Source organism: Streptomyces sp. NPDC006365 (assembly GCF_042870755.1).
GTDB lineage: Bacteria > Actinomycetota > Actinomycetes > Streptomycetales > Streptomycetaceae > Streptomyces > Streptomyces xiangluensis.
In genome coordinates this window covers 237917-257488 of the sequence record NZ_JBIAHS010000007.1, presented here as the reverse complement: position 1 = coordinate 257488, position 19572 = coordinate 237917, and the positions used below count along the sequence as shown (strand labels likewise).

Annotated in this window: 19 protein-coding genes and 1 riboswitch; of the genes, 11 read left to right on the top strand and 8 right to left on the bottom strand. The window is 69.6% G+C overall.

Annotated elements, in window-relative coordinates:
- Positions 1-4: 4 nt before the first annotated feature.
- Positions 5-403 carry a hypothetical protein gene (locus ACFYO0_RS21445; RefSeq protein ID WP_344392396.1) on the bottom strand — a complete coding sequence of 133 codons (399 nt, stop codon included), beginning with the start codon at positions 401-403 and terminating at the stop codon, positions 5-7.
- A gap of 209 nt (positions 404-612) precedes the next feature.
- On the opposite strand from ACFYO0_RS21445, the gene ACFYO0_RS21440 reads away from it, so the two are divergent.
- From ACFYO0_RS21440 to ACFYO0_RS21415, 6 genes are all read left to right on the top strand, one after another.
- Positions 613-1233 (top strand): heme-copper oxidase subunit III, encoded by a 621-nt coding sequence (locus tag ACFYO0_RS21440; RefSeq protein WP_386346018.1) that lies wholly within the window; start codon positions 613-615, stop codon positions 1231-1233.
- 78 nt (positions 1234-1311) lie between these two features.
- Positions 1312-2121, top strand: a complete 810-nt coding sequence (locus ACFYO0_RS21435; protein ID WP_388678163.1) for a c-type cytochrome — start codon at positions 1312-1314, stop codon at positions 2119-2121.
- Complete coding sequence (locus ACFYO0_RS21430; protein ID WP_388678160.1) at positions 2118-3179, top strand: Rieske 2Fe-2S domain-containing protein; 1062 nt, start codon at positions 2118-2120, stop codon at positions 3177-3179. Before ACFYO0_RS21435 ends, ACFYO0_RS21430 begins: the two co-directional genes overlap by 4 nt.
- Positions 3176-4801, top strand: coding sequence for a cytochrome bc complex cytochrome b subunit (locus ACFYO0_RS21425; RefSeq protein ID WP_388678157.1), 1626 nt, complete (start codon positions 3176-3178; stop codon positions 4799-4801). Before ACFYO0_RS21430 ends, ACFYO0_RS21425 begins: the two co-directional genes overlap by 4 nt.
- Positions 4802-4921: 120 nt before the next feature.
- The gene (gene trpD / locus ACFYO0_RS21420) at positions 4922-5986 is read left to right on the top strand and encodes an anthranilate phosphoribosyltransferase (RefSeq protein WP_388678155.1); all 1065 of its coding nucleotides are present in this window, start codon (positions 4922-4924) and stop codon (positions 5984-5986) included.
- Between the two features lie 220 nt (positions 5987-6206).
- Positions 6207-6323: riboswitch (SAM riboswitch) on the top strand.
- Between the two features lie 39 nt (positions 6324-6362).
- Entirely contained in the window at positions 6363-7751 is a 1389-nt protein-coding gene (locus ACFYO0_RS21415; RefSeq protein ID WP_388678152.1) for an aminotransferase class V-fold PLP-dependent enzyme, read from the top strand.
- Here the strand turns inward: ACFYO0_RS21415 and ACFYO0_RS21410 are convergent.
- From ACFYO0_RS21410 to ACFYO0_RS21380, 7 genes are all read right to left on the bottom strand, one after another.
- Positions 7682-8896: a glycerate kinase gene (locus tag ACFYO0_RS21410; protein ID WP_388678150.1), complete on the bottom strand. Its 1215-nt coding sequence runs from the start codon at positions 8894-8896 to the stop codon at positions 7682-7684. The genes ACFYO0_RS21415 and ACFYO0_RS21410 overlap by 70 nt on opposite strands.
- Positions 8897-8930: 34 nt before the next feature.
- A complete protein-coding gene (locus ACFYO0_RS21405; protein WP_388678580.1) occupies positions 8931-10388 on the bottom strand; it encodes an SLC13 family permease in 1458 nt (485 codons plus the stop codon).
- A gap of 83 nt (positions 10389-10471) precedes the next feature.
- A complete protein-coding gene (locus ACFYO0_RS21400) occupies positions 10472-11134 on the bottom strand; it encodes a response regulator transcription factor (protein ID WP_165340769.1) in 663 nt (220 codons plus the stop codon).
- A gap of 13 nt (positions 11135-11147) precedes the next feature.
- On the bottom strand, positions 11148-12485 hold the full coding sequence (locus tag ACFYO0_RS21395; protein WP_388678577.1) for an ATP-binding protein: 1338 nt from the start codon (positions 12483-12485) through the stop codon (positions 11148-11150).
- 91 nt (positions 12486-12576) lie between these two features.
- Positions 12577-12939 carry a small secreted hydrophilic protein gene (locus ACFYO0_RS21390; protein ID WP_388678146.1) on the bottom strand — a complete coding sequence of 121 codons (363 nt, stop codon included), beginning with the start codon at positions 12937-12939 and terminating at the stop codon, positions 12577-12579.
- A gap of 80 nt (positions 12940-13019) precedes the next feature.
- On the bottom strand, positions 13020-13301 hold the full coding sequence (locus tag ACFYO0_RS21385; RefSeq protein ID WP_386346004.1) for an Lrp/AsnC family transcriptional regulator: 282 nt from the start codon (positions 13299-13301) through the stop codon (positions 13020-13022).
- The gene (locus ACFYO0_RS21380) at positions 13298-14029 is read right to left on the bottom strand and encodes a rhomboid family intramembrane serine protease (RefSeq protein ID WP_388678142.1); all 732 of its coding nucleotides are present in this window, start codon (positions 14027-14029) and stop codon (positions 13298-13300) included. Before ACFYO0_RS21380 ends, ACFYO0_RS21385 begins: the two co-directional genes overlap by 4 nt.
- A 159-nt stretch (positions 14030-14188) precedes the next feature.
- Here ACFYO0_RS21380 and ACFYO0_RS21375 point away from each other — a divergent pair, with 159 nt between their 5' ends.
- From ACFYO0_RS21375 to ACFYO0_RS21355, 5 genes are all read left to right on the top strand, one after another.
- Positions 14189-14428 (top strand): hypothetical protein, encoded by a 240-nt coding sequence (locus ACFYO0_RS21375; protein ID WP_033327390.1) that lies wholly within the window; start codon positions 14189-14191, stop codon positions 14426-14428.
- A gap of 34 nt (positions 14429-14462) precedes the next feature.
- Positions 14463-15812 (top strand): NYN domain-containing protein, encoded by a 1350-nt coding sequence (locus ACFYO0_RS21370; RefSeq protein ID WP_388678139.1) that lies wholly within the window; start codon positions 14463-14465, stop codon positions 15810-15812.
- Between the two features lie 353 nt (positions 15813-16165).
- Entirely contained in the window at positions 16166-17197 is a 1032-nt protein-coding gene (locus ACFYO0_RS21365; RefSeq protein ID WP_388678137.1) for an NlpC/P60 family protein, read from the top strand.
- Positions 17198-17264: 67 nt separating this feature from the next.
- Entirely contained in the window at positions 17265-18308 is a 1044-nt protein-coding gene (locus ACFYO0_RS21360) for an alpha/beta hydrolase family protein (protein ID WP_388678134.1), read from the top strand.
- A gap of 215 nt (positions 18309-18523) precedes the next feature.
- Entirely contained in the window at positions 18524-19552 is a 1029-nt protein-coding gene (locus ACFYO0_RS21355) for an NlpC/P60 family protein (protein WP_388678131.1), read from the top strand.
- Positions 19553-19572: the final 20 nt, after the last annotated feature.

Here is a 19572-nt window from a genome sequence, read left to right as displayed (position 1 = left end):
GCTCTCAGGCGCTCAAAGCCTTCTGTCGCAACAGAGAAGCCAACGCCGACGCGAAGTCGACAGGCTCCACCGGCAGGATTGCCGTCGCATCCGCCCGGGACCACGTGGCCAGCCACGCATCCTGAGGCCGTCCGATCAGCAACAGCACAGGCGGGCAGTTGAACACCTCGTCCTTGATCTGGCGGCACATCCCCATGCCGCCCATGGGCACGGCCTCACCGTCCAGCACACAGACATCGATCCCACCCCGGTCCAGCTCTTTCAGAACCGCCGCAGGAGTCGCACATTCGATGAACTCGACCTGAGGAACATCACTCGCCGGCCGGCGCCCCGTGGCGAGCCGCACCTGCTCCCGCGTATTGGAGTCGTCGCTGTAGACCAGCACCGTGGCGGTCGCCTGCATTGTTCCTCCGTGACTTCGGGACTCGCGTCGTAAGAACGTCGTACGGACATGGGTCATACGGTCATGGACCGATGCGCGGATGCTACTCCCTCGGACACCTGCTACACACCGGTCCGTAGCCCCTTCCCTGAGCCATCCGAGCAGCGCACAGCGGGCAGACACTCCGAACGGCACCCCCCGGGGTGAGGGCGGGATAAGCGACCGACATAATGTCGGTCGTGGCGACAGCAACGACAGTAGAAACCGGGCACGCGCACCCGTCGGTCAATCGGCCGAACCTCACCAGCGTCGGAACCATCATCTGGCTGAGTTCCGAGCTGATGTTCTTCGCGGCCCTCTTCGCGATGTACTTCACCCTGCGATCGGTGACCGGTCCGGATCACTGGAAGGAGATGGCGGACACCCTCAACTTCCCGTTCTCGGCGGCCAACACCACGATCCTGGTGCTCTCCTCCCTCACCTGCCAGCTCGGCGTTTTCGCCGCCGAGCGCGGGGATGTGAAGAAGCTCCGGATGTGGTTCATCGTCACCTTCATCATGGGTGCGATCTTCATCGGCGGTCAGGTCTTCGAGTACACGGAGCTGGTCAAGCACGAGGGCCTGTCGCTCTCGTCAGACCCGTACGGCTCGGTGTTCTACCTGACGACCGGCTTCCACGGCCTGCACGTGACGGGTGGTCTCATCGCCTTCCTGCTGGTCCTGGGGCGTACGTACGCGGCCCACAGGTTCACGCACGAGCAGGCGACCGCCGCCATCGTCGTGTCCTACTACTGGCACTTCGTCGATGTCGTCTGGATCGGCCTCTTCGCCACGATCTACATGATCAAGTAGCCGGGCCCGCTCCCGAGCGCCCCACAGGCGCACATCCCAGAAGCATCGACGCAGAAGATCCTGACACCGGGGTAATCCGTGAAAAAGCTCTCCGCACGACGACGCCATCCGCTGGCGGCGGTCGTCGTCCTACTCATCGCGCTGGCGGCCACCGGGGGGATCTACACCCTGGTCGCGCCCCCGGACAAGGCCGTGGCCGATGAGACCGCCCAGTCCCTCACCATCGAGGAGGGCCAGAAGCTCTACGCCGTCGGTTGCGCCAGTTGCCACGGCACCGGCGGTAAGGGCACCACCGACGGTCCGAGTCTGGTGGGTGTGGGCGCCGCCGCCGTGGACTTCCAGGTCGCGACCGGCCGTATGCCGGCGCAGCAGCCCGGCGCTCAGGTGCCGCAGAAGAGGAACATCTACTCGCAGGCCGAGATCGACCAGCTCGCGGCGTACATCGCCTCGCTGGGTGCCGGTCCCTCCGTGCCGACCGAGAACCAGTACAACCCGGAGGGCGCGGACATCGCCAAGGGCGGTGAGCTCTTCCGTACCAACTGCGCGCAGTGCCACAACTTCACCGGCAAGGGCGGCGCGTTGACCGACGGCAAGTACGCCCCGACGCTGGAAGACGTCGATCCGAAGCACATCTACGAGGCCATGCAGACCGGCCCGCAGAACATGCCGTCCTTCCCCGACACCACGCTGACGGAGAAGAACAAGAAGGACATCATCGCGTACCTGGACGAGGTCAACAGCGACAAGTCGGAGAGCCCGGGCGGACTGGAGCTGGGCGGCCTCGGGCCGGTCAGCGAGGGCCTGTTCGGCTGGGTCTTCGGTCTCGGTGGACTGATCGCCGTCGCCGTGTGGGTCGCCGCCCGGACCGCAAAGGCCAGGAAGTCATGAGTAACCAAGAAACCCCGGAAGAGAACCTGCCCGCTGAGCAGGCCGCCGACAAGAACGGCGGGGTAGCCGTCGCGGACGAGAAACACCCGTTCGCGGACCCGGGGCTGCCGCCCCACGAGCACCGCATCCAGGACATCGACGAGCGGGCCGCCAAGCGGTCCGAGCGTACGGTCGCCCTCCTGTTCACGGTGTCGATGCTGTCCACGGTCGGCTTCATCGCCGCGTTCGTGACGATCCCGGTCGACAAGTCGGTCTACATCTGGCCGCTCGGCCACATCAGCGCGCTGAACTTCGCGCTGGGCATGACCCTCGGCAGCGCGCTGTTCTGCATCGGTGCGGGCGCGGTCCACTGGGCCCGCACGCTGATGTCCGACGTGGAACTCGTCGACGAGCGGCACGCGATCGAGGCCACGCCCGAGGTCAAGGCCAAGGTCATGGAGGACTTCCGGCAGGGTGCCAAGGACTCCGACCTCGGCCGCCGCAAGCTGATCCGCAACACGATGTTCGGCGCGCTGGCCCTGTTCCCGCTCTCCGGCGTGGTCCTGCTGCGCGACCTCGGTCCGCTGCCGGAGGACAAGCTGCGGCACACGCTGTGGGCCAAGGGGAAGCTACTCGTCAACATGAACACGAACGAGCCGCTGCGTCCCTCCGACGTCGCGGTCGGTTCACTGACCTTCGCCAAGCCCGAGGGCCTGGAGGAGCACGACCACGACTTCCAGACCGAGATCGCCAAGGCGGCCCTGATGATCGTCCGGCTGCAGCCCGACGACATCAAGGACCAGCGCGAGCTCGAGTGGTCCCACGAGGGCATCGTGGCGTACTCGAAGATCTGCACCCACGTCGGCTGCCCGATCTCCCTGTACGAGCAGCAGACGCACCACGTCCTCTGCCCCTGTCACCAGTCCACCTTCGACCTCTCCGACGGTGCCCGAGTGATCTTCGGCCCCGCCGGTCACGCTCTGCCGCAGCTGCGCATCAGCGTGAACGACGAGGGCTACCTCGAGGCGCTCGGCGACTTCGAAGAGCCCGTCGGTCCTGCTTTCTGGGAGCGCGGATGAGCACTTCAACCGACGACCGCCGCAAGGCACCCGCGGGCGAGCGGGTCGCCGACTGGGCTGATGGCCGCCTCGGCATCTACGGCCTGGCCAAGGCCAATATGCGCAAGATCTTCCCGGACCACTGGTCCTTCATGCTGGGCGAGATCTGCCTCTACAGCTTCATCATCATCATCCTCACGGGTGTGTATCTGACGCTGTTCTTCCACCCGTCGATGAACGAGATCGAGTACCACGGCAGTTATGTGCCGATGCAGGGCCAGCTGATGTCGGAGGCATACGCCTCCACGCTGGACATCAGCTTCGACGTCCGCGGCGGTCTGCTGATCCGGCAGATCCACCACTGGGCGGCGATCATCTTCCTGGCCGGCATGTTCGTGCACATGATGCGCGTCTTCTTCACCGGCGCCTTCCGCAAGCCGCGTGAGATCAACTGGCTGTTCGGCTTCCTGCTGTTCGTACTGGGCATGTTCACCGGTTTCACCGGCTACTCGCTCCCGGACGACCTGCTCTCCGGCACCGGTGTCCGCTTCACCCAGGGCGCGATCCTGGCCACGCCGATCGTCGGCACGTACATCTCGATGTTCCTGTTCGGCGGGGAGTTCCCGGGCGGCGACTTCGTCGCGCGGTTCTACTCGATCCACATCCTGCTGCTGCCGGGCATCATGCTCGGGCTCGTGGTCGGCCACCTGATCCTGGTCTTCTACCACAAGCACACGCAGTTCGCGGGCGCCGGCCGCTCCGACAAGAACGTCGTCGGCATGCCGTTGCTGCCGGTCTACATGGCCAAGGCCGGAGGCTTCTTCTTCCTGGTCTTCGGGTTCACCTCCGCCCTCGCCGCGGTCGCGACCATCAACCCGATCTGGAATTTGGGACCGTATCGCTCGGACCTGGTGTCCACGGGCGCCCAGCCCGACTGGTACATGGGCTTCGCCGAGGGACTGATCCGCGCCATGCCCGGCTGGGAGATCAATTTCGCCGGCCATACGCTCGTCCTGGGCGTGTTCATCCCGCTGGTGCTCTTCGGTCTCTTCCTCGGAGTGATCGCGCTCTATCCGTTCATCGAATCCTGGATCACCGGGGACAAACGCGAGCACCACATCCTGGACCGGCCGCGCAACGCCCCGACCCGGACGGCCTTCGGTGTCGCGTGGATCACCGCGTACATGATCATGCTGATCGGTGGTGGCAACGACATCGTCGCCACGCACTTCCATCTGTCGATCAACGCGGTCACCTGGTTCGTCCGGATCGGGTTCTTCGTCGGACCGGTCATCGCGTTCGTCGTCACCAAGCGAATCTGTCTCGGCCTGCAGCGCCGCGACAAGGACAAGGTGCTGCACGGCCGCGAGTCGGGCATCATCAAGCGCCTGCCGCACGGTGAGTTCATCGAGGTCCACGAGCCGCTCAGCCAGGAGCAGCTGCATGTGCTCACCGCGCACGAGCAGTACCAGCCGGCCGAGATCGGCCCGACGGTCGACGAGAACGGCGTCGAGCGCAAGGTGAAGGCTCCGCAGAAGCTGCGGGCCAAGCTCAGCGAGGCGTACTACGGGGAGGACAGCCAGATCCCCAAGCCGACCGCCGAGGAGTACCGGGAGATCACGAGCGGCCACGGCCACCACTGATCTCCGATCGTTGCCACGGTAAGAGCCCCGTCCATTGCCTGGACGGGGCTCTTTGCCGTCCCCGGGGCTGGATAGGGTGGGTGCCAACCTTTCGGGACGTACGACGACCAGGAGCGGCTGATGAACGCTGTGACCCCCGCTGGAGGCGACACCGCGGCGGGCCGTTCCTGGCCCGCGCTGCTGAACGGACTGCTGGACGGGCGTGATCTGAGCGCGGACGACACAGCCTGGGCGATGGACCTGATCATGCGCGGCGAGGCGACCGACGCCCAGATCGCCGGGTTCGCGGTGGCGCTGCGGGCCAAGGGGGAGACCGTCGGCGAGATCACCGGGTGCGTCCGGGCGATGTACGAGCACGCGAACGTGATCCAGGTGCCGGGGGAGACCGTCGACATCGTCGGTACCGGTGGGGACGGGGCCCGTACGGTCAACATCTCCACCATGTCCGCGATCGTCATCGCCGGGACCGGCGCGAAGGTCGTCAAGCACGGCAACCGGGCGGCGTCGTCGGCCTCCGGGGCCTCGGACGTACTGGAGAAGCTGGGCGTCAACCTGGAGCTGACGCCGAAGCGGGTCGCGGAGGTGGCCGAGGAAGCGGGGATCACCTTCTGTTTCGCGGCGAAGTTCCACCCGGCGATGCGGCACGTGGGTGCTGCGCGCGGACAGCTCGGTATCCGGACGATCTTCAACTTCCTCGGGCCGCTCACGAATCCCGCCCGGGTGAAGGCACAGGCCGTCGGGGTCGCCGATGCGCGGATGGCACCCATCATGGCCGGCGTGTTCGCCGAGCGCGGCAACTCGTCGCTCGTCTTCCGCGGTGACGACGGTCTCGACGAGCTGACCACCACGTCCACGTCGCGCGTCTGGGTGGTACAGGACGGGAAGGTCCACGAGGAGACGTTCGATCCGCGGGATGTGGGCATCGAGTTGGTGCCGGTGGAGGCGTTGCGAGGCGCCGACGCTTCGTACAACGCCGACGTGGCGCTGCGCTTGCTGAACGGGGAGACCGGGCCTGTGCGGGACGCTGTGCTGCTCAACTCGGCGGCGGCGCTGGTGGCGCTGACGCCGGGTTCCGGTCCGCTCGCGGACCAGCTTCGTGAGGGGATGGCCAAGGCGGGGGAGGCCATTGACTCCGGGGCGGCGAAGCGGACGTTGGACCGCTGGGTGGCGGTCAGCAACGGGTAGCGCGCCTGCGGGGGTGGTGCGTTGGGGTTCGCGGGCGGCTGCGGGTGCGTGGGTGGTTGCTCGCGCCCCGCGGCGGAGCCGCTGATGTCACAGCCACGCGCCCCTGGGATGGGACGGGTAGGGGCGGCGGGGCGAAGAAACCCCCTGTCCCCGACCCCGTCGGTCCGGGATCCGGACCGGAGTTGCGGGCGGACGATCAGACTGCGTATGTTCGATGGCAGGTCATGAGTGACAGCCAAAAGGCCCCGGCCGGCTGTCCGGCAACCCTCCGTCCGTGGCGGGGTGCCCCGGGTGAAGACCAGGTCGTAGGCAGCAAGGCCTGCGACAAGCGCGGACCCCTCGCACAGACCAGGGGTCCTGGTCTTGAGGGAGTGTCATGTCTGTCTCCGCCGTCGCCGAGCAGTCCGTCGCCGAGCCGTTGCCCGTGCTGGGACGGGACGTCACCGTCCCGCTCGTCACCGGCGGCGAGGTCACGTACGCCGCACTGGACTACGCCGCCAGCGCCCCGGCCCTCCAGCGGGTCTGGGACGACGTGGCCGCGTACGCGCCGTACTACGGGAGCGTGCACCGTGGCGCCGGGTACCTGTCCCAGCTGTCCACCGACCTGTTCGAGAACGCCCGGAAGACCGTCGCCGAGTTCCTCGACTGCCGTGACGAGGACCAGGTCGTCTTCACCCGGTCCACCACCGACTCGCTGAACCTGCTCGCCGCCGCCCTCCCCGCCGACTGCCAGGTCTACGTCTTCGAGACCGAGCACCACGCCTCGCTGCTCCCTTGGCGGGAGGCCCGCGTCACGTACCTCGACGCGCCGCGTACGCCCGCCCAGGCCGTCGCCACCCTCGAGCGCGCCCTCGCCGAACGCGACCCCGAAGGGCCGGCCCTCGTCTGCGTCACCGGTGCCTCGAACGTCACCGGCGAGCTGTGGCCCGTACGCGAACTGGCCGCCGCCGCGCATGCGCACGGTGCGCGGATCGTGCTCGACGCCGCGCAGTTGGCGCCCCATCACCCCGTCTCCGTACGGGAGTTGGACGTCGACTGGGTCGCCTTCTCGGGGCACAAGCTGTACGCGCCCTTCGGGGCGGGCGTGCTCGCCGGGCGCTCCGACTGGCTGCGCACGGCCGAGCCATACCTCGCGGGTGGTGGTGCGAGCCGGAAGGTGTCGCGGCGCAGCGACGGGGGCGTGGACGTCGAGTGGCACGACAGCGCCGCGCGGCACGAGGCCGGGTCGCCCAACGTCATCGGCGCCTACGCCGTCGCCTCCGCCTGCAAGGCTCTCACCGAGGCGGGGTTCGACGCGCTTGCGGCCCGGGAGCAGTACCTGATCGACACCGTCCGCGCCGGGCTCGCCGAGGTTCCGGAGGTCCGCGTCCTGTCCCTCTTCGGGGACGACGCGGCCCGCGTCGGCGTCATCTCCTTCGTCGTCGAGGGGTGGAACAGCTCGCACTTCGCCGCCGCGCTCTCCGCCGAGTACGGCATCGGCGTGCGCGACGGGCTCTTCTGCGCCCACCCTCTCCTCCGTACCCTCCTCGGCAGCGATCCGCAGAGCCAGGGCGAGTGCGGCGCCCCCGAGGCCGCGCCCGGCGAGAGGTCCCTCAACGCGATCCGGGTGAGCTTCGGGGCGGGAACGCCGGGCGAGCATGTGGAGCGGTTCGTGGATGCGGTCAAGGAGCTGGTGAGGGACGGCGCGCGGTGGAACTACCGCACGGAGGACGGGCGTTGCGTCCCGGACACCTCCACCGGCACGTCTGCCGGAATCTCCGCGTGAACCGGTAGCCGGGCCCCCAGCAGGATCATCCGCAGGGCCCGCTCGGTCGCGTCCGTGAGGAGTTCGCTGCCGCGGACCAGTGCCTCGGCGAGGGCCATCGGGGCGGGCAGGATGCCGGTGAAGGCGTCCACGCCCGGCACGGTGTGCGCGCCTTCGCCGAGCGTGCCCGCCAGGGCGAGGACCGGGCGGCCGTGCAGCTTGGCGCGGCGGGCCACTTCCGCGGGTACCTTGCCGCGTGGCGTCTGGCGGTCGAGGGCGCCCTCGGCGGTGAGGACAAGGTCGGCGCGGGCGAGGCGGGCGTCCAGGTCGAGGTGGTCGAGGAGCACCTCGAAGCGGGGGAGGAGGCGGGCGCCGAGGGCGGCCAGGCCCGCGCCCAGGCCTCCGGAGGCGCCGGTTCCAGGGCCGCCGCACAGGTCGGAGGTGACCGCGAGGTCCCGCTTGAGGACGTACGCCCAGTTCTCCAGGGCCGCCGACAGCTCCTCGACCTGCGCGGGGGTCGCGCCCTTCTGCGGGCCGAAGACCCGCGCCACGCCGCGCTCGCCGCACAGCACGTTGTACGGGTTGCAGGCGACGATCAGCTCCACCTGGGAGAGGCGGGGGTCGAGTCCGGAAGGGTCGATCCGATGCAGGCGCCTCAACTCCCGCCCGCCATGCGGCAGTTCGAAACCGTCCGTGTCGATCAGCCGGGCGCCGAGTGCCTGGAGCGCACCGGCGCCCCCGTCCGACGTACCGGAATCGCCGCAGCCCACCAGGATCCGTCGTACGCCTGTGTCGAGGGCGGCGCGGATCAGTTCGCCCACGCCGTACGTGGTCGTGGCGCCCGGGTCGCGCAGGCCGTGCGGGACGAGGGAGAGGCCCGCGACCGCCGCCATCTCCACCACCGCCGTGTCCCGCGGCCCCAGGAGCGCGAAGTGGGTGCCGACGGGTTCCCCCACCGGCCCTGTGGCGGGCAGGGCGACCAGCCGGCCCCCGGTCGAGGCGGCAAGGGCGGCGGCCGTGCCCTCGCCGCCGTCGACCAGGGGGATGAGGTCGACCTCGGCGTCCGGGACGACACGGCGTACACCGGCCGCGATGGCGTCGGCGGCGGCCCGGGCGGACAGGGACTCTTTGAAGCCGCTGGGGGCCACGGCGAAACGGGTCAGCATGGGGGTACTCCTTCAGGGGGTGGGGGCGGGCTGTTCAGGGCTTGAGGACCGGTACGCCCAGCAGCGGCCACACCGCGAGCGCGAAGAGCAGGACGAGTGCGGCGGTCAGCGGGGCCAGTACGCCGGACAGGCGCAGCAGGTCGCGCGGTGTGTAGGTCGGCGTGCCGGGAATCTCGGCGAAGAGCGTGACCGGCTTCGCGGAGGCCGGGAGCGTGTGGCAGAAGCCCGCCGCCGCGGTGGACGCCAGTGCGGCGGCCACGGGGTTGACCCCGGCGCCCACGGCCGCCGCGACGACCAGCGGGACGAGGACGGACGAGCGGGCCGAGCGGGACTGGAGTATGAGGTGTGCCGCCGTGCTGACCGCGACGACGAGCGCGAGGAAGAGCCATGGCTCCACGTCGACCGGAAGGCCGGCGACCAGCCACTTCGCCGCCCCCGAGTTCGCGAGCGCGACCCCCATCGCCATCGTCGCGGCCATGAAGAGGAGCAGCGACCAAGGGACGGTCTTGAGGGCGTCCTTGAGATGGACGGTGCCGAGCGCGGGCGAGGACGCGACGACCGCGCCGATCAGGGCGACTACCGCGGGGGGTACCTGGTGGAGTGGTTCGCTGCACCACAGGGCCACCACAGTGGCGAGCAGCAGCAGACAGCGCGACTCGGCGGACGACCAGGGGCCGGTGACGGGCTGCTCGCTGTGCCGCTGGATGTCATCGGCCGTGATCCGTACGGGACCTCGGCGGTCCGCGCGCCTCGTGGTCGTCAACAGCACGACCTCGGCGGCCAGATGGGAGGAGGCCACCGCCAACGGCAGGCCGAGCAGCAGCCATTGTGTGAAGCCGACCCGGTTACCGGTCGCCTCCCACAGCACCGACACCGTGATCAGATGCGCTCCCGCGCCGATCAGGGTCGCCACCGCGGACAGAAGGATCACGGTCGGGAACAGCAGTGCCAGCATCACGACCAGTCGCTTCCGGTCGGCCAGCACCTTGGCGAGCGCGAGGAACACCGGCAGCGCGAGCGCCGCCCGGCCGGAGGTGGCGGGCACCGCGAAGGCCGTCACGACCAGCGCCGCCGTGGTCAGATGGGCCAACTGGCGGACTCCCCCACTCTCGGCTTCGCTCGAGCGGGGGGACCCCCATCGCGCCCCGCTCACCAGGAACGCCGCCGCCCGCCCCGCGAGTCCCGTCCGGGCCACCGCGGCGGCTAGTACGAAGGCGCAGATCAGCAGCCACACGGTCGGGTCTCCGAGGGTGCCGAAGAGCGTGTTGCTGCTGATCACCCCGGTCACCGTGAGGGCGAGTCCGGCGCCCAGGGCGATGTACGTGTCGTCGATGGGCGTACCGATCCAGGCGCAGGTCGCCAGGGCGAAGACGGCGAGCGTCAGTCTGGCGTCACCGCTGAGACCGGGGAAGTTGCCGGGCACGACCAGCAGGGCGCAGATGCTGAGGGCCACGCAGAGGGCTGCGGCTTGGCGTATTCGTGGGGAAGTCAGGCTCACGACATCCAGAGTTCACGCGCGCGGTGAGCCCTCAATGAGCCGTAGATGAAAGGAAGTTCACGCGGACGGGTCCGGCGTCACCCCGGCAGCCGGTACCCCATCCCGCGCACCGTCTCCACGCTTTGCGCCCCCAGCTTCTTACGCAGCGCACGGACGTAGACGTCCACGATGTTGGACCCGGGATCGAAGTCGTACCCCCACACATGGGACAGGATCTGCTCGCGCGAGAGCACCTGCCCGGGGTGCCTCAGGAACAACTCGAGCAGCACGAACTCCCGAGCCGTCAGATCGACCGTTCGCTCTCCCGCGCGGGCCCTGCGGGTGCGCAGGTCCAGCGTGAGGTCACCGCCGCGCAGCATGGTCACCTCGGGCGCCCTGACCGCCGTACGCAGCCGCAGCCGTACCCGGGCGAGGAGTTCCTCGAAGCGGAACGGCTTGGTCATCCAGTCGTCGGCGCCGCCCTCCAGACCGGCCACCGTGTCGCGTACGGAGTCCCGGGCGGTCAGCACGATCACCGGGACCGTCACCCGGGCCTCGCGCAGTTCCCGCAGCACCGTGAAGCCGTCCCGTCCGGGCAGCCCGATGTCGAGGATCACCAGGTCGAAGCCACCGGTCAGCGCGTACTCGTAGGCCGCGTCTCCGTCGCCGACGACGGTCGTGGTGAAACCGCCCGCGCGCAGGCCCTTCTCGACGAAGGAGGCGATGCGCTCCTCGTCCTCGACGATCAGGATCCGGTTCATCCGAGACACCCCGTCATGTGCGTTCCTCTTCCAGTACGAGTACGAAGGTGGCCCCGCCGCCCTCGGTGTCCCGCAGCTCCACCTGCCCGCGATGCCCCTCCGCGATGGCCCGGACGATCGACAGGCCGAGGCCGGCGCCGGAGCCGCGGGCGCCGCGCCGTGCGGTGCCACGGCGGAACCGTTCGAAGATCAGCTCGGCGTCCTGCGGCTGGACCCCGGGCCCCGAGTCGGCGACGTACAGCTCGATACGGGAGCCGTCGAGGCGCGAGCCGATGCGGACGGACTGGCCGGGAGCCGTGTGCTGTACGGCGTTCTGCGCGAGCTGCACCATCGCCTGGGTGATGCGCTGCGGGTCGAGGCGGATCTCCCCGTCGGCGACTTCGGCCAGCTCCCAGCGGCGCTCGCCGAGCGTGCGGGCCTTGACGAAGACGTCGGCGGTCAGCTCGCCGAGCTGTACGGGCTCGGGCGTGACGAAGTCGGGGCGCTCGGCCTTGGCGAGCAGCAGCAGGTCCTCGACGATGCGGCTCATCCGGTCCAGCTCGTCGGTGACCAGGCGTATGGTCTCGTCCCGCTCGGCCGGATCGTCGCCCATCAGCTCCAGGTGGCCGCGCACGATCGTGATCGGGGTGCGCAGCTCGTGGCCCGCGTCGTCGACGAACTCCCGCTGGGCGGCGAAGGCTCGCTCAAGCCGGTCCAGCATCGCGTTGAACGTCTCGGCGAGCGCCGCCACGTCGTCCCGGCCATGGACCGGAATACGCCGGGTGAGGTCCTGCTCGGTGAGTTGCGCGGCGGCAGTACGGACCAGGCGTACGGGCTTGAGGATCCGCCCGGCCACCACCCAGCCGATGCCCGTCGTCATCACCAGCGCGACCCCGGAGATGGCCAGCAGGATACGGAACACCTCGTTCGCGCGGGCCTGCTCGCGCCCGGGATGGAAGGCGACGACGAAGGCGGCCTCGGGCTCGCCGCCGGACCGGGCGACGGCGACCTTGGCCCAGCGGATCTCTCCGGAGGCGCGGTGCAGCGTGCCGGTGGAGTCCGGGGAGTCGAAGATGCGGCGGCGGGCTTCCCGGTCGTCATGCAGGGGCCGGGAGACGTCGATCTCGCGTGGCTGGGTGCGCTGTGCGGGGCCCTGGTCCGGCCGTCCGATCAGGCCGATCAGCTCCTCGTCGGGATCGGCGTACTGCCGCTCCAGGAAGACCTCCAGCAGCCGCTCGGGGTCGGTGAAGGGGCGACCGGTCTCCGGGTCCTTGCCCCTGGTCTCGAAGTTGGCGAACTCGCCGGTCTCCTGCGCGAGCAGTCGGCTGACCCGGTTGTCGACGTCGCGCAGCAGGATCGAGCGCGTGGTCATGGCCACCGCCGCGAAGGCGACCGCCGTCACGAGCAGCAGCCAGAGCAGGATGCGGACCCGGGCCGTGATCCACCGGCGTACGGGAACGGGCTCAGCCGTCGTCGCCGGGCCCGTCGTCGTCGCCGGGCCCGTCGTCGCCGGCCCCGTCGTCGTCTGCCGCGCCACCTGTTCCGCCGCCACTCGTCCTGCCACTCGCTCCGTCGTCCGCCCTGCCCCCTGTTCCGCCGTCGTCGCTGTTGTCGTCGTCGGTCACCGGAGGCCGGGAGACGACCTCGTCACTGGGTGTCGGTTTCTTGGAGGGGGTCCGAGACGGCGAATCGCCCTTGTCGAGCTCCACCTTGGCGGGCACCTTGGGGGGCTCCGGGCTGTCGGTCAGGGCGTAACTGGTCGCGGCGATCCCGAGCGGAATGGCCACGACGGCCGTGAGGGCTGCGATGCGATGAGAGAAACTCATGGCTCAGATCCTGCGGGCGGAACCCGTCACAGAGGATGAGTCCAAGATGAGGAACTCTTCATCCAGTGGCCGGCCGACCCTCAGCTGTCCAGGCCGATGGCGAACGCGGCCTCCAGGTCGTGCTGGGAGTACGTACGGAACGCCACATGCGTGTCCGTGGCCTCCACCCCCGGAATCTTGCTGATCTGCCCGGGGATGATGTCCGCCAGATCGTCATGGGCCTTCACCCGGACCATGGCGATCAGATCGTACGTACCGGTCACGGAGAAGACCTCACTGACGGAGTCCAGCGCCGCGATCGACTCGGCGATCTCAGGAATCCGGTCCACGCTGGTCTTGATGAGCACGATCGCGGTGATCACGGCTGGTTTTCTCCCTCGGTGGCCGTCGCTGGGGATTTCACTGTAGCCGTCCAGCGGTAGCGCACCCACGCGTAGCCGAAGCCGAACGAGAACCCCAGGAGGTGGGCCAGATAGGCGACTCCCGGACCCCGGGTCTCACGGGTCGCCGCCAGCCACTGGAGGGACACCCAGAACGGCAGGACCACCCAGGCCGGTAACCGCAGCGGCAGGAAGAACAAGAACGGGAAGAGACTGGTCACCCGGGCTTTGGGGAACAGGTAAAGGAACGCGCCGAGGACCGCGGAGATCGCCCCGGAGGCGCCGACCAGGGTCTGTCCGGAGTCGGCGTGGGCGGCCGCGTAACCGAGCAGGGCGAGGCAGCCGCAGCCCAGGTAGAAGAGGGCGTACGCGAGGTGGCCCATCCGCTCCTCGGCCATCGCACCGAAGACGTAGAGGAAGAGCATGTTGCCGAGGAGATGCAGCCAGCTGCCGTGCACGAAGAGCGCCGTGGCCGGGGTGAGCGCGGCGCGCGGCGCCCCACTGAACAGCTCTACGGGCACGACACCCCAGCGCTCGAAATAGGCCCGCTGTGCGGAAAGGAGCTCGTCACCGGTGCCGTACACCGGGTTGAGCCCCGAGGCCGGGCCGACCAGGAAGATCAGACAGCACAGGGTGATCAGTGAGTGAGTCACCGGTGCGGACTGATTCCGGGCCGCCCGGACGAGGGCCGCACCCCAGTTGCCGATCATGACCAGATCATGACGTAACCGGACCAGACGGCACAGAGTGCCTCGCCGTTACCCGGTGACGGGCGTCGACTACACGCCAGGCCGTAGGGTTACGAGCCAACACGCTCCGGGGCTGCCCGGCGCGGCACGAAAACTTGAGGAAAGCGAGCGACTGCGACGATGACGGTTCCCCTGCCGACCGCCGAGACCCGGTGGCGCTGCACGCTCTGCGGCAATCTCACGCGCTTCGACGTGACCCGTTCGTCGAAGGTCGTGGAGTACGTGCACCTCGATCTGGCCGGTGAGCCGAAGGTCGAGGAGCGGGAGGTGGTCAGTGAGACCATCGAGTCGGTGCGCTGCCGCTGGTGCAATGCGGTGGATCAGGTGGAACTGGTGGACAGGCCGGGCGCCGGCTCCTGAGGGAGCGGGCCCCGTCGACGTATTGGGGTGACCGATGGTGGAGACCACAGGCGGGGAGCCGGTCGACGGCGCCGCTGAGGTGCTCGACCGTCCGATGCCCGACGGGGTGCGCCGCAAGGTCGTACAGATCGTCTCGGACGGCTTCGGCGGGCTGACGGTCGCCGAGCTGCCCGCTCAGCTGCGGCAGTACGCCCGCTTCACCCCCACCCGCCGCGCCAAGTTCGCGGGGAACGCCATGGCGGCGGCCCTGGAGACCGATCCGCTCTTCCGGCAGCGGATCAGCGAGCGGCTCCGAGAGGCCCAGCCGGAGCTCGCCGGCGCCCTCGACTCGGGCTCGCCGCCCCCGGCCGCGGACCCGCTCGATGTGGCGGCCGCGGCCTATGTGCTCCGGCCCACGGGCTGGGTGAAGCTGGTGACCGCCGCGGGCGAGGAGGCCCAGCGGGCGGACGCCGAGCGCGCCGACGAGGAGAACCGCGCCGAGCTGGAGCGGCTGCGCCAGGAACTCGCCGAGGCCCGCGGGCAGACCCGGGCCGAGACCGAACGGCTGCGCACGGAGCTGGAGTCGGCGAAGAAAGAGGCCGAATCACTGCATCGCAAGCTGCGCTCGGCCCTCAGTGACGTGAAGCGCGGCGAAGCGGCCCTGCGGAAGGTACGGGGCGAGATCGAGTCCGTACGGGCCGAGGGGCAGGCCCAGGTGTCGGCCGCCGAGAGCGAGAGTCGCCGGCTCAAGTCGCGGCTCGGGGAGACCGAGGCCGCCCTGGAGGCTGCCCGCAGAGCGGCGCGGGAGGGCCGCAGCGTCGAGGACATGCGCGTACGACTGCTGCTCGACACCGTGCTCGACGCGGCACAGGGGCTGAGGCGTGAGCTGGCTCTGCCGCCCGTCTCGGTGCGGCCCGCGGAGACGGTGGACGCGGTCGAACCGGGACGAATGACCCCGAAGGACATCGCCACCCGCGCGCTGTCCGAAAACGATCCCGCGATCCTCGACCAGCTGCTCGCTCTGCCGCAGGCGCATCTGGTCGTCGACGGCTACAACGTCACCAAGACCGGCTATCCCCAAATGCCCCTGGAGAAGCAGAGGTTGCGCCTCCTCGGCCAGCTCTCGCAGCTCGCCGCGCAGACCGGCGCCGAGGTCACCTGCGTCTTCGACGGGGCCGAGCTGGCCGCGCCGGTGCTGCTTGCGCCGCCGCGCGGTGTGCGGGTGCTGTTCTCCAAAGCGGGCGTCACCGCTGATGAGCTGATCCGCCAGCTGGTGCGCGCCGAGCCGCCCGGGCGGCCCGTCATCGTCGCCTCGACCGACCGTGAGGTGGCCGACGGAGTGGCCAAGGCGGGCGCGCGGCCGGTGGCTTCCGCGGTGCTCCTCAAGCGATTTTCGCGGGGTTGAGCCGGGCCCGTTCGGGGAAGGCGAACCGGTCGTCTCCGGCGCGGCAGAGCTTCTGGGGCGTCCGCCCCATGAGGACCAAAGATCCCAACCGCAACCTCTGCGCTGTTTGCCCGAATTGTCATGGTCTTCACGCAACATAGTGTCAAGCGCGTATTACCGCATGTGAGTTCGGAGTAAAGAAAACGCTCGGTAGCCGAGATTTTTCCTGCAAGGATTTGATCTGATCACAGGAGGATCACTAGGGTCTGGCCTCGAACCCCCACTCGGGCGATCACTCATTGGGAGTGACGGTGGAGGGGCACCGCCAACCGGTGTTCTCGGTGGCGGCTGAGGTAATGAAGGAGCTCGCCCACGTGGCGTCCCACCGTCGACCTAAGCAGCCGAGCCGCACCCGCGTGACCGTGCTCACCACCGCTGCCGCTGCTGCCGTGGCCCTCACCTCGCAGGCGGCCAACGCCGCGCCCGGCGAGAAGCCGAGCAAGGACGAGGTCAAGTCCAAGGTCGACAAGCTCTACCACGACTCGGAGCTGGCCACCGACAAGTACAACGGGGCCAAGGAGAAGCAGGACAAGCTCGAGAAGGAGATCAGCGATCTCCAGGATCAGGTCGCACGCGGGCAGGGCGATCTCAACGAACTCCGGGACGGCCTCGGCCTGATGGCCAGCTCCCAGTACCGCTCGGGCGGCATCGACCCCTCCGTGCAGCTGTTCCTCTCCTCCGACCCGGACGACTACCTCGACAAGGCGTCCACGATGGACCAGCTGAGTTCTCAGCAGGTCGAGACGCTGAAGAAGGTCCAGGAGAAGCAGCGCACGCTCGCCCAGCAGCGCAAGGAAGCCGCCGAGAAGCTCAAGGACCTCGCCGACACCCGCAAGACCCTGGGTGAGAGGAAGAAGGAGATCCAGGGCAAGCTCGCCGACGCCCAGAAGCTCCTCAACACCCTGACCGCCCAGGAGAAGGCGGATCTGGCCGCCGAGGAGCAGCGCGCCAGCCGCTCCGCCGGGGACCGCGTCGACCTCGGCAACGAGAAGCCGGCCTCCGGCCGCGGTGCCGCCGCCCTCGCCGCGGCCGAGACCCAGCTCGGCAAGCCGTACGTCTCCGGTGGCAGCGGCCCCAACTCCTACGACTGCTCCGGGCTGACCCAGTGGGCGTACGCCCAGGCCGGCGTGTCGATCACCCGGACCACGTACACGCAGCAGAACGACGGCACGAGGATCAGCCGCAGCGAGCTCAAGCCCGGCGACCTGGCCTTCTTCAACAACCTGGGGCACGTCGGTCTGTACGCGGGCAACAACGTGCTCCTGCACGCCCCGAAGCCGGGCGCCGTCGTCCGCATGGAGTCGATGGACACGATCGGCAGCTTCCAGTTCGGCGTCCGCGTCTGATTCCAGGGCCTGTCGGGCCGCCCCGTAGGGCGCTGTCATCGGTGTCCGATGGGGGATACTGAGCCGCATGCGGATACGGGGCATGGCCCGTATCGCCGCCGGGCTGGTACTGGCCCTGGTGGCGGCGGTCGGCTGCACCGGAAGCGGTGACGGCGACGAGGCCGGGCGTACGAATCCACCGGCATCGTCCCGCGCGGCGAGCAGGGCCCCCAGCGCGACGCCCAGCCCGAGCCCTTCGCCGGTGAACCCCGTGTCGATCCCGGGCCTGATCGCGCGCAAGCACTCGGGCTCGGACCTGCGCCTCGGTGCCGTGCGTGCCCGGACCGATGCCTACACCAGCTACACGGTCACGTACGAGGCGAACGGGCTCACCGTCTCGGGCCTGATGAACATCCCCCGAGGCAAGGGACCGTTCCCCGCGCTCGTACTGGCCCACGGCTACATCGACCCTGCCGTCTACACCACTGGGCGCGGCCTGGCCCGGGAACAGGACCTGTTGGCCCGTAACGGCTACGTGGTCCTGCACACCGACTACCGCAACCACGCGGGCTCCGACAAGGACGCCGACAACGACGTGAACCTCCGCCTCGGCTACACCGAGGACGTCATCGGTGCCGTCATGGCGCTGCGCTCGTCCGGCCGGGCGGAGATCGACCCGGAGCGGATCGGCCTGCTCGGAAGGTCGATGGGCGGCGGCGTCGTCTACAACACGATGGTGGTGGCACCCGGCCTCGTCGACGCCGCGGTGGTCTTCGCGCCCGTGAGCTCGCGTCCGGCCGAGAACCTCGACCACTTCCAGCGCCGTAACGGCGATCCGATCGTCGCCGAGATCGAGGCGAAGCACGGCACCCCCAAGGAGAACCCGGAGTTCTGGGAGCAGGTCTCGCCGCTCACCTACGTCGACCGGGTGACCGAGCCGCTGCTGCTGCACCACGGCACCGCCGACGACACCTGCCCGATCGCCTGGTCGGAGCGGACGGTCGCCGACTTCGAGGCGGCGGGCAAGAGGGTCGAGTTCGTGAAGTACGCCGGTGAAGGGCATACGTTCGCGCCCCGGTGGCCGGACTCGATGGACCGGACGATGGCGTTCTTCGAGTGGCACCTGCGCTGAGCGAGCGGCTCCTGAGCTGCGGCGCCACCCGTCCGAACGGGGGAATTCCGCCGCCTCCCACTCGCCGTACGTCCCGCCGATGACCTGCGTCTGAGGCGCGCCGTCACGGTGCGTGCACGCCGAGGGCTTTGTTCGTTGTGTAGTCGCGCGGCTACTGTCTGGCGCGCTTCCCCCAACTCAGGGGGTTCCGTCAGCGGAAGGGAGAGCGGCTTCCCGTGGGGTCACATCGCCGTCCCGCACCATCCGGTCTCGACCGGGGCGCCCGCAGCGCCACCCTTTGCGTACTGTCCGCCGCGGCAGCGGCCGTCGGCCTCGTTCCCGCCGGCGCCGCACCGTCCGCACCGTCCGCGCCGCAAGACGACGCACGCGCCGAGGTGGACCGGCTGTACGCGGAGGCCGAGCGGGCCACCGAAGCGCACAACAAGGCCGGCGAGCGCGCGGACACCCTGCGCGAGAAGGTGACCACGGCCCAGGACCGGCTCGCCCGCCAGCAGGACCGCATCAACACCATGCGGGACGCGCTCGGTTCGCTCGCCGGTGCCCAGTACCGCTCGGGCGGCCTCGACCCCACCCTGGCGCTGATGTTCTCCGGCGACCCCGACGACTACCTCGACAAGGCGGCCGTACTCGACCGCATCGGCGCCCGCCAGGCCGGAGCGCTCAGGGACCTCCGCGGCGCCATGAGGCAGCTCTCCCAGGACCGCCAGGAAGCCACCCACGACCTCGCCGAGCTGGAGAAGAGCCGCGCGGCCGTGGCCCGCCACAAACGCACCGTCGAGCAGAAACTCGCCGAAGCGCGGCGGCTCCTCAACGCGCTGCCGTACGAGGAGCGCGCCGCCTACGACCGGGCCTCCCGCTCCGGCCGCGTCCCCGACCTCGGCGGCGTCGTCCCGCCCTCCGCACGCGCGGCAGCCGCCGTCGCCGCGGCCCGCTCGGCCGTCGGCCGCCCGTACGTCTGGGGCGCCAACGGGCCCACCGCCTTCGACTGTTCGGGCCTCACGCAGTGGTCGTACGCGCAGGCCGGCGTCGGTCTGCCGCGCACCTCACAGGCCCAGGCGCACGCCGGACGCCAGGTGCCGCTCTCGCAGGCGCAGCCCGGCGACCTGGTCACGTACCGCAGCGACGCCAGCCATATCGGGATGTACATGGGCAACGGACAGGTGGTCCACGCGCCCTACCCGGGCGCTCCCGTGCGCTACGACCCTGTCGGCATGATGCCGATCTCGTCCGTGACGCGCCCCTGACCACGCGCTGCCGGGCCCGT

Coding starts and splice junctions, on each gene's coding strand:
- ACFYO0_RS21400 (WP_165340769.1), bottom strand. CDS start 11,134: ATGAACCGGATCCTGATCGTCGAGGACGAGGAGCGCATCGCCTCCTTC.
- trpD (WP_388678155.1), top strand. CDS start 4,922: ATGAACGCTGTGACCCCCGCTGGAGGCGACACCGCGGCGGGCCGTTCC.
- ACFYO0_RS21440 (WP_386346018.1), top strand. CDS start 613: ATGTCGGTCGTGGCGACAGCAACGACAGTAGAAACCGGGCACGCGCAC.
- ACFYO0_RS21415 (WP_388678152.1), top strand. CDS start 6,363: ATGTCTGTCTCCGCCGTCGCCGAGCAGTCCGTCGCCGAGCCGTTGCCC.
- ACFYO0_RS21390 (WP_388678146.1), bottom strand. CDS start 12,939: ATGAGTTTCTCTCATCGCATCGCAGCCCTCACGGCCGTCGTGGCCATT.
- ACFYO0_RS21425 (WP_388678157.1), top strand. CDS start 3,176: ATGAGCACTTCAACCGACGACCGCCGCAAGGCACCCGCGGGCGAGCGG.
- ACFYO0_RS21360 (WP_388678134.1), top strand. CDS start 17,265: ATGCGGATACGGGGCATGGCCCGTATCGCCGCCGGGCTGGTACTGGCC.
- ACFYO0_RS21395 (WP_388678577.1), bottom strand. CDS start 12,485: ATGACCACGCGCTCGATCCTGCTGCGCGACGTCGACAACCGGGTCAGC.
- ACFYO0_RS21375 (WP_033327390.1), top strand. CDS start 14,189: ATGACGGTTCCCCTGCCGACCGCCGAGACCCGGTGGCGCTGCACGCTC.
- ACFYO0_RS21430 (WP_388678160.1), top strand. CDS start 2,118: ATGAGTAACCAAGAAACCCCGGAAGAGAACCTGCCCGCTGAGCAGGCC.
- ACFYO0_RS21445 (WP_344392396.1), bottom strand. CDS start 403: ATGCAGGCGACCGCCACGGTGCTGGTCTACAGCGACGACTCCAATACG.
- ACFYO0_RS21410 (WP_388678150.1), bottom strand. CDS start 8,896: ATGCTGACCCGTTTCGCCGTGGCCCCCAGCGGCTTCAAAGAGTCCCTG.
- ACFYO0_RS21370 (WP_388678139.1), top strand. CDS start 14,463: ATGGTGGAGACCACAGGCGGGGAGCCGGTCGACGGCGCCGCTGAGGTG.
- ACFYO0_RS21380 (WP_388678142.1), bottom strand. CDS start 14,029: ATGATCGGCAACTGGGGTGCGGCCCTCGTCCGGGCGGCCCGGAATCAG.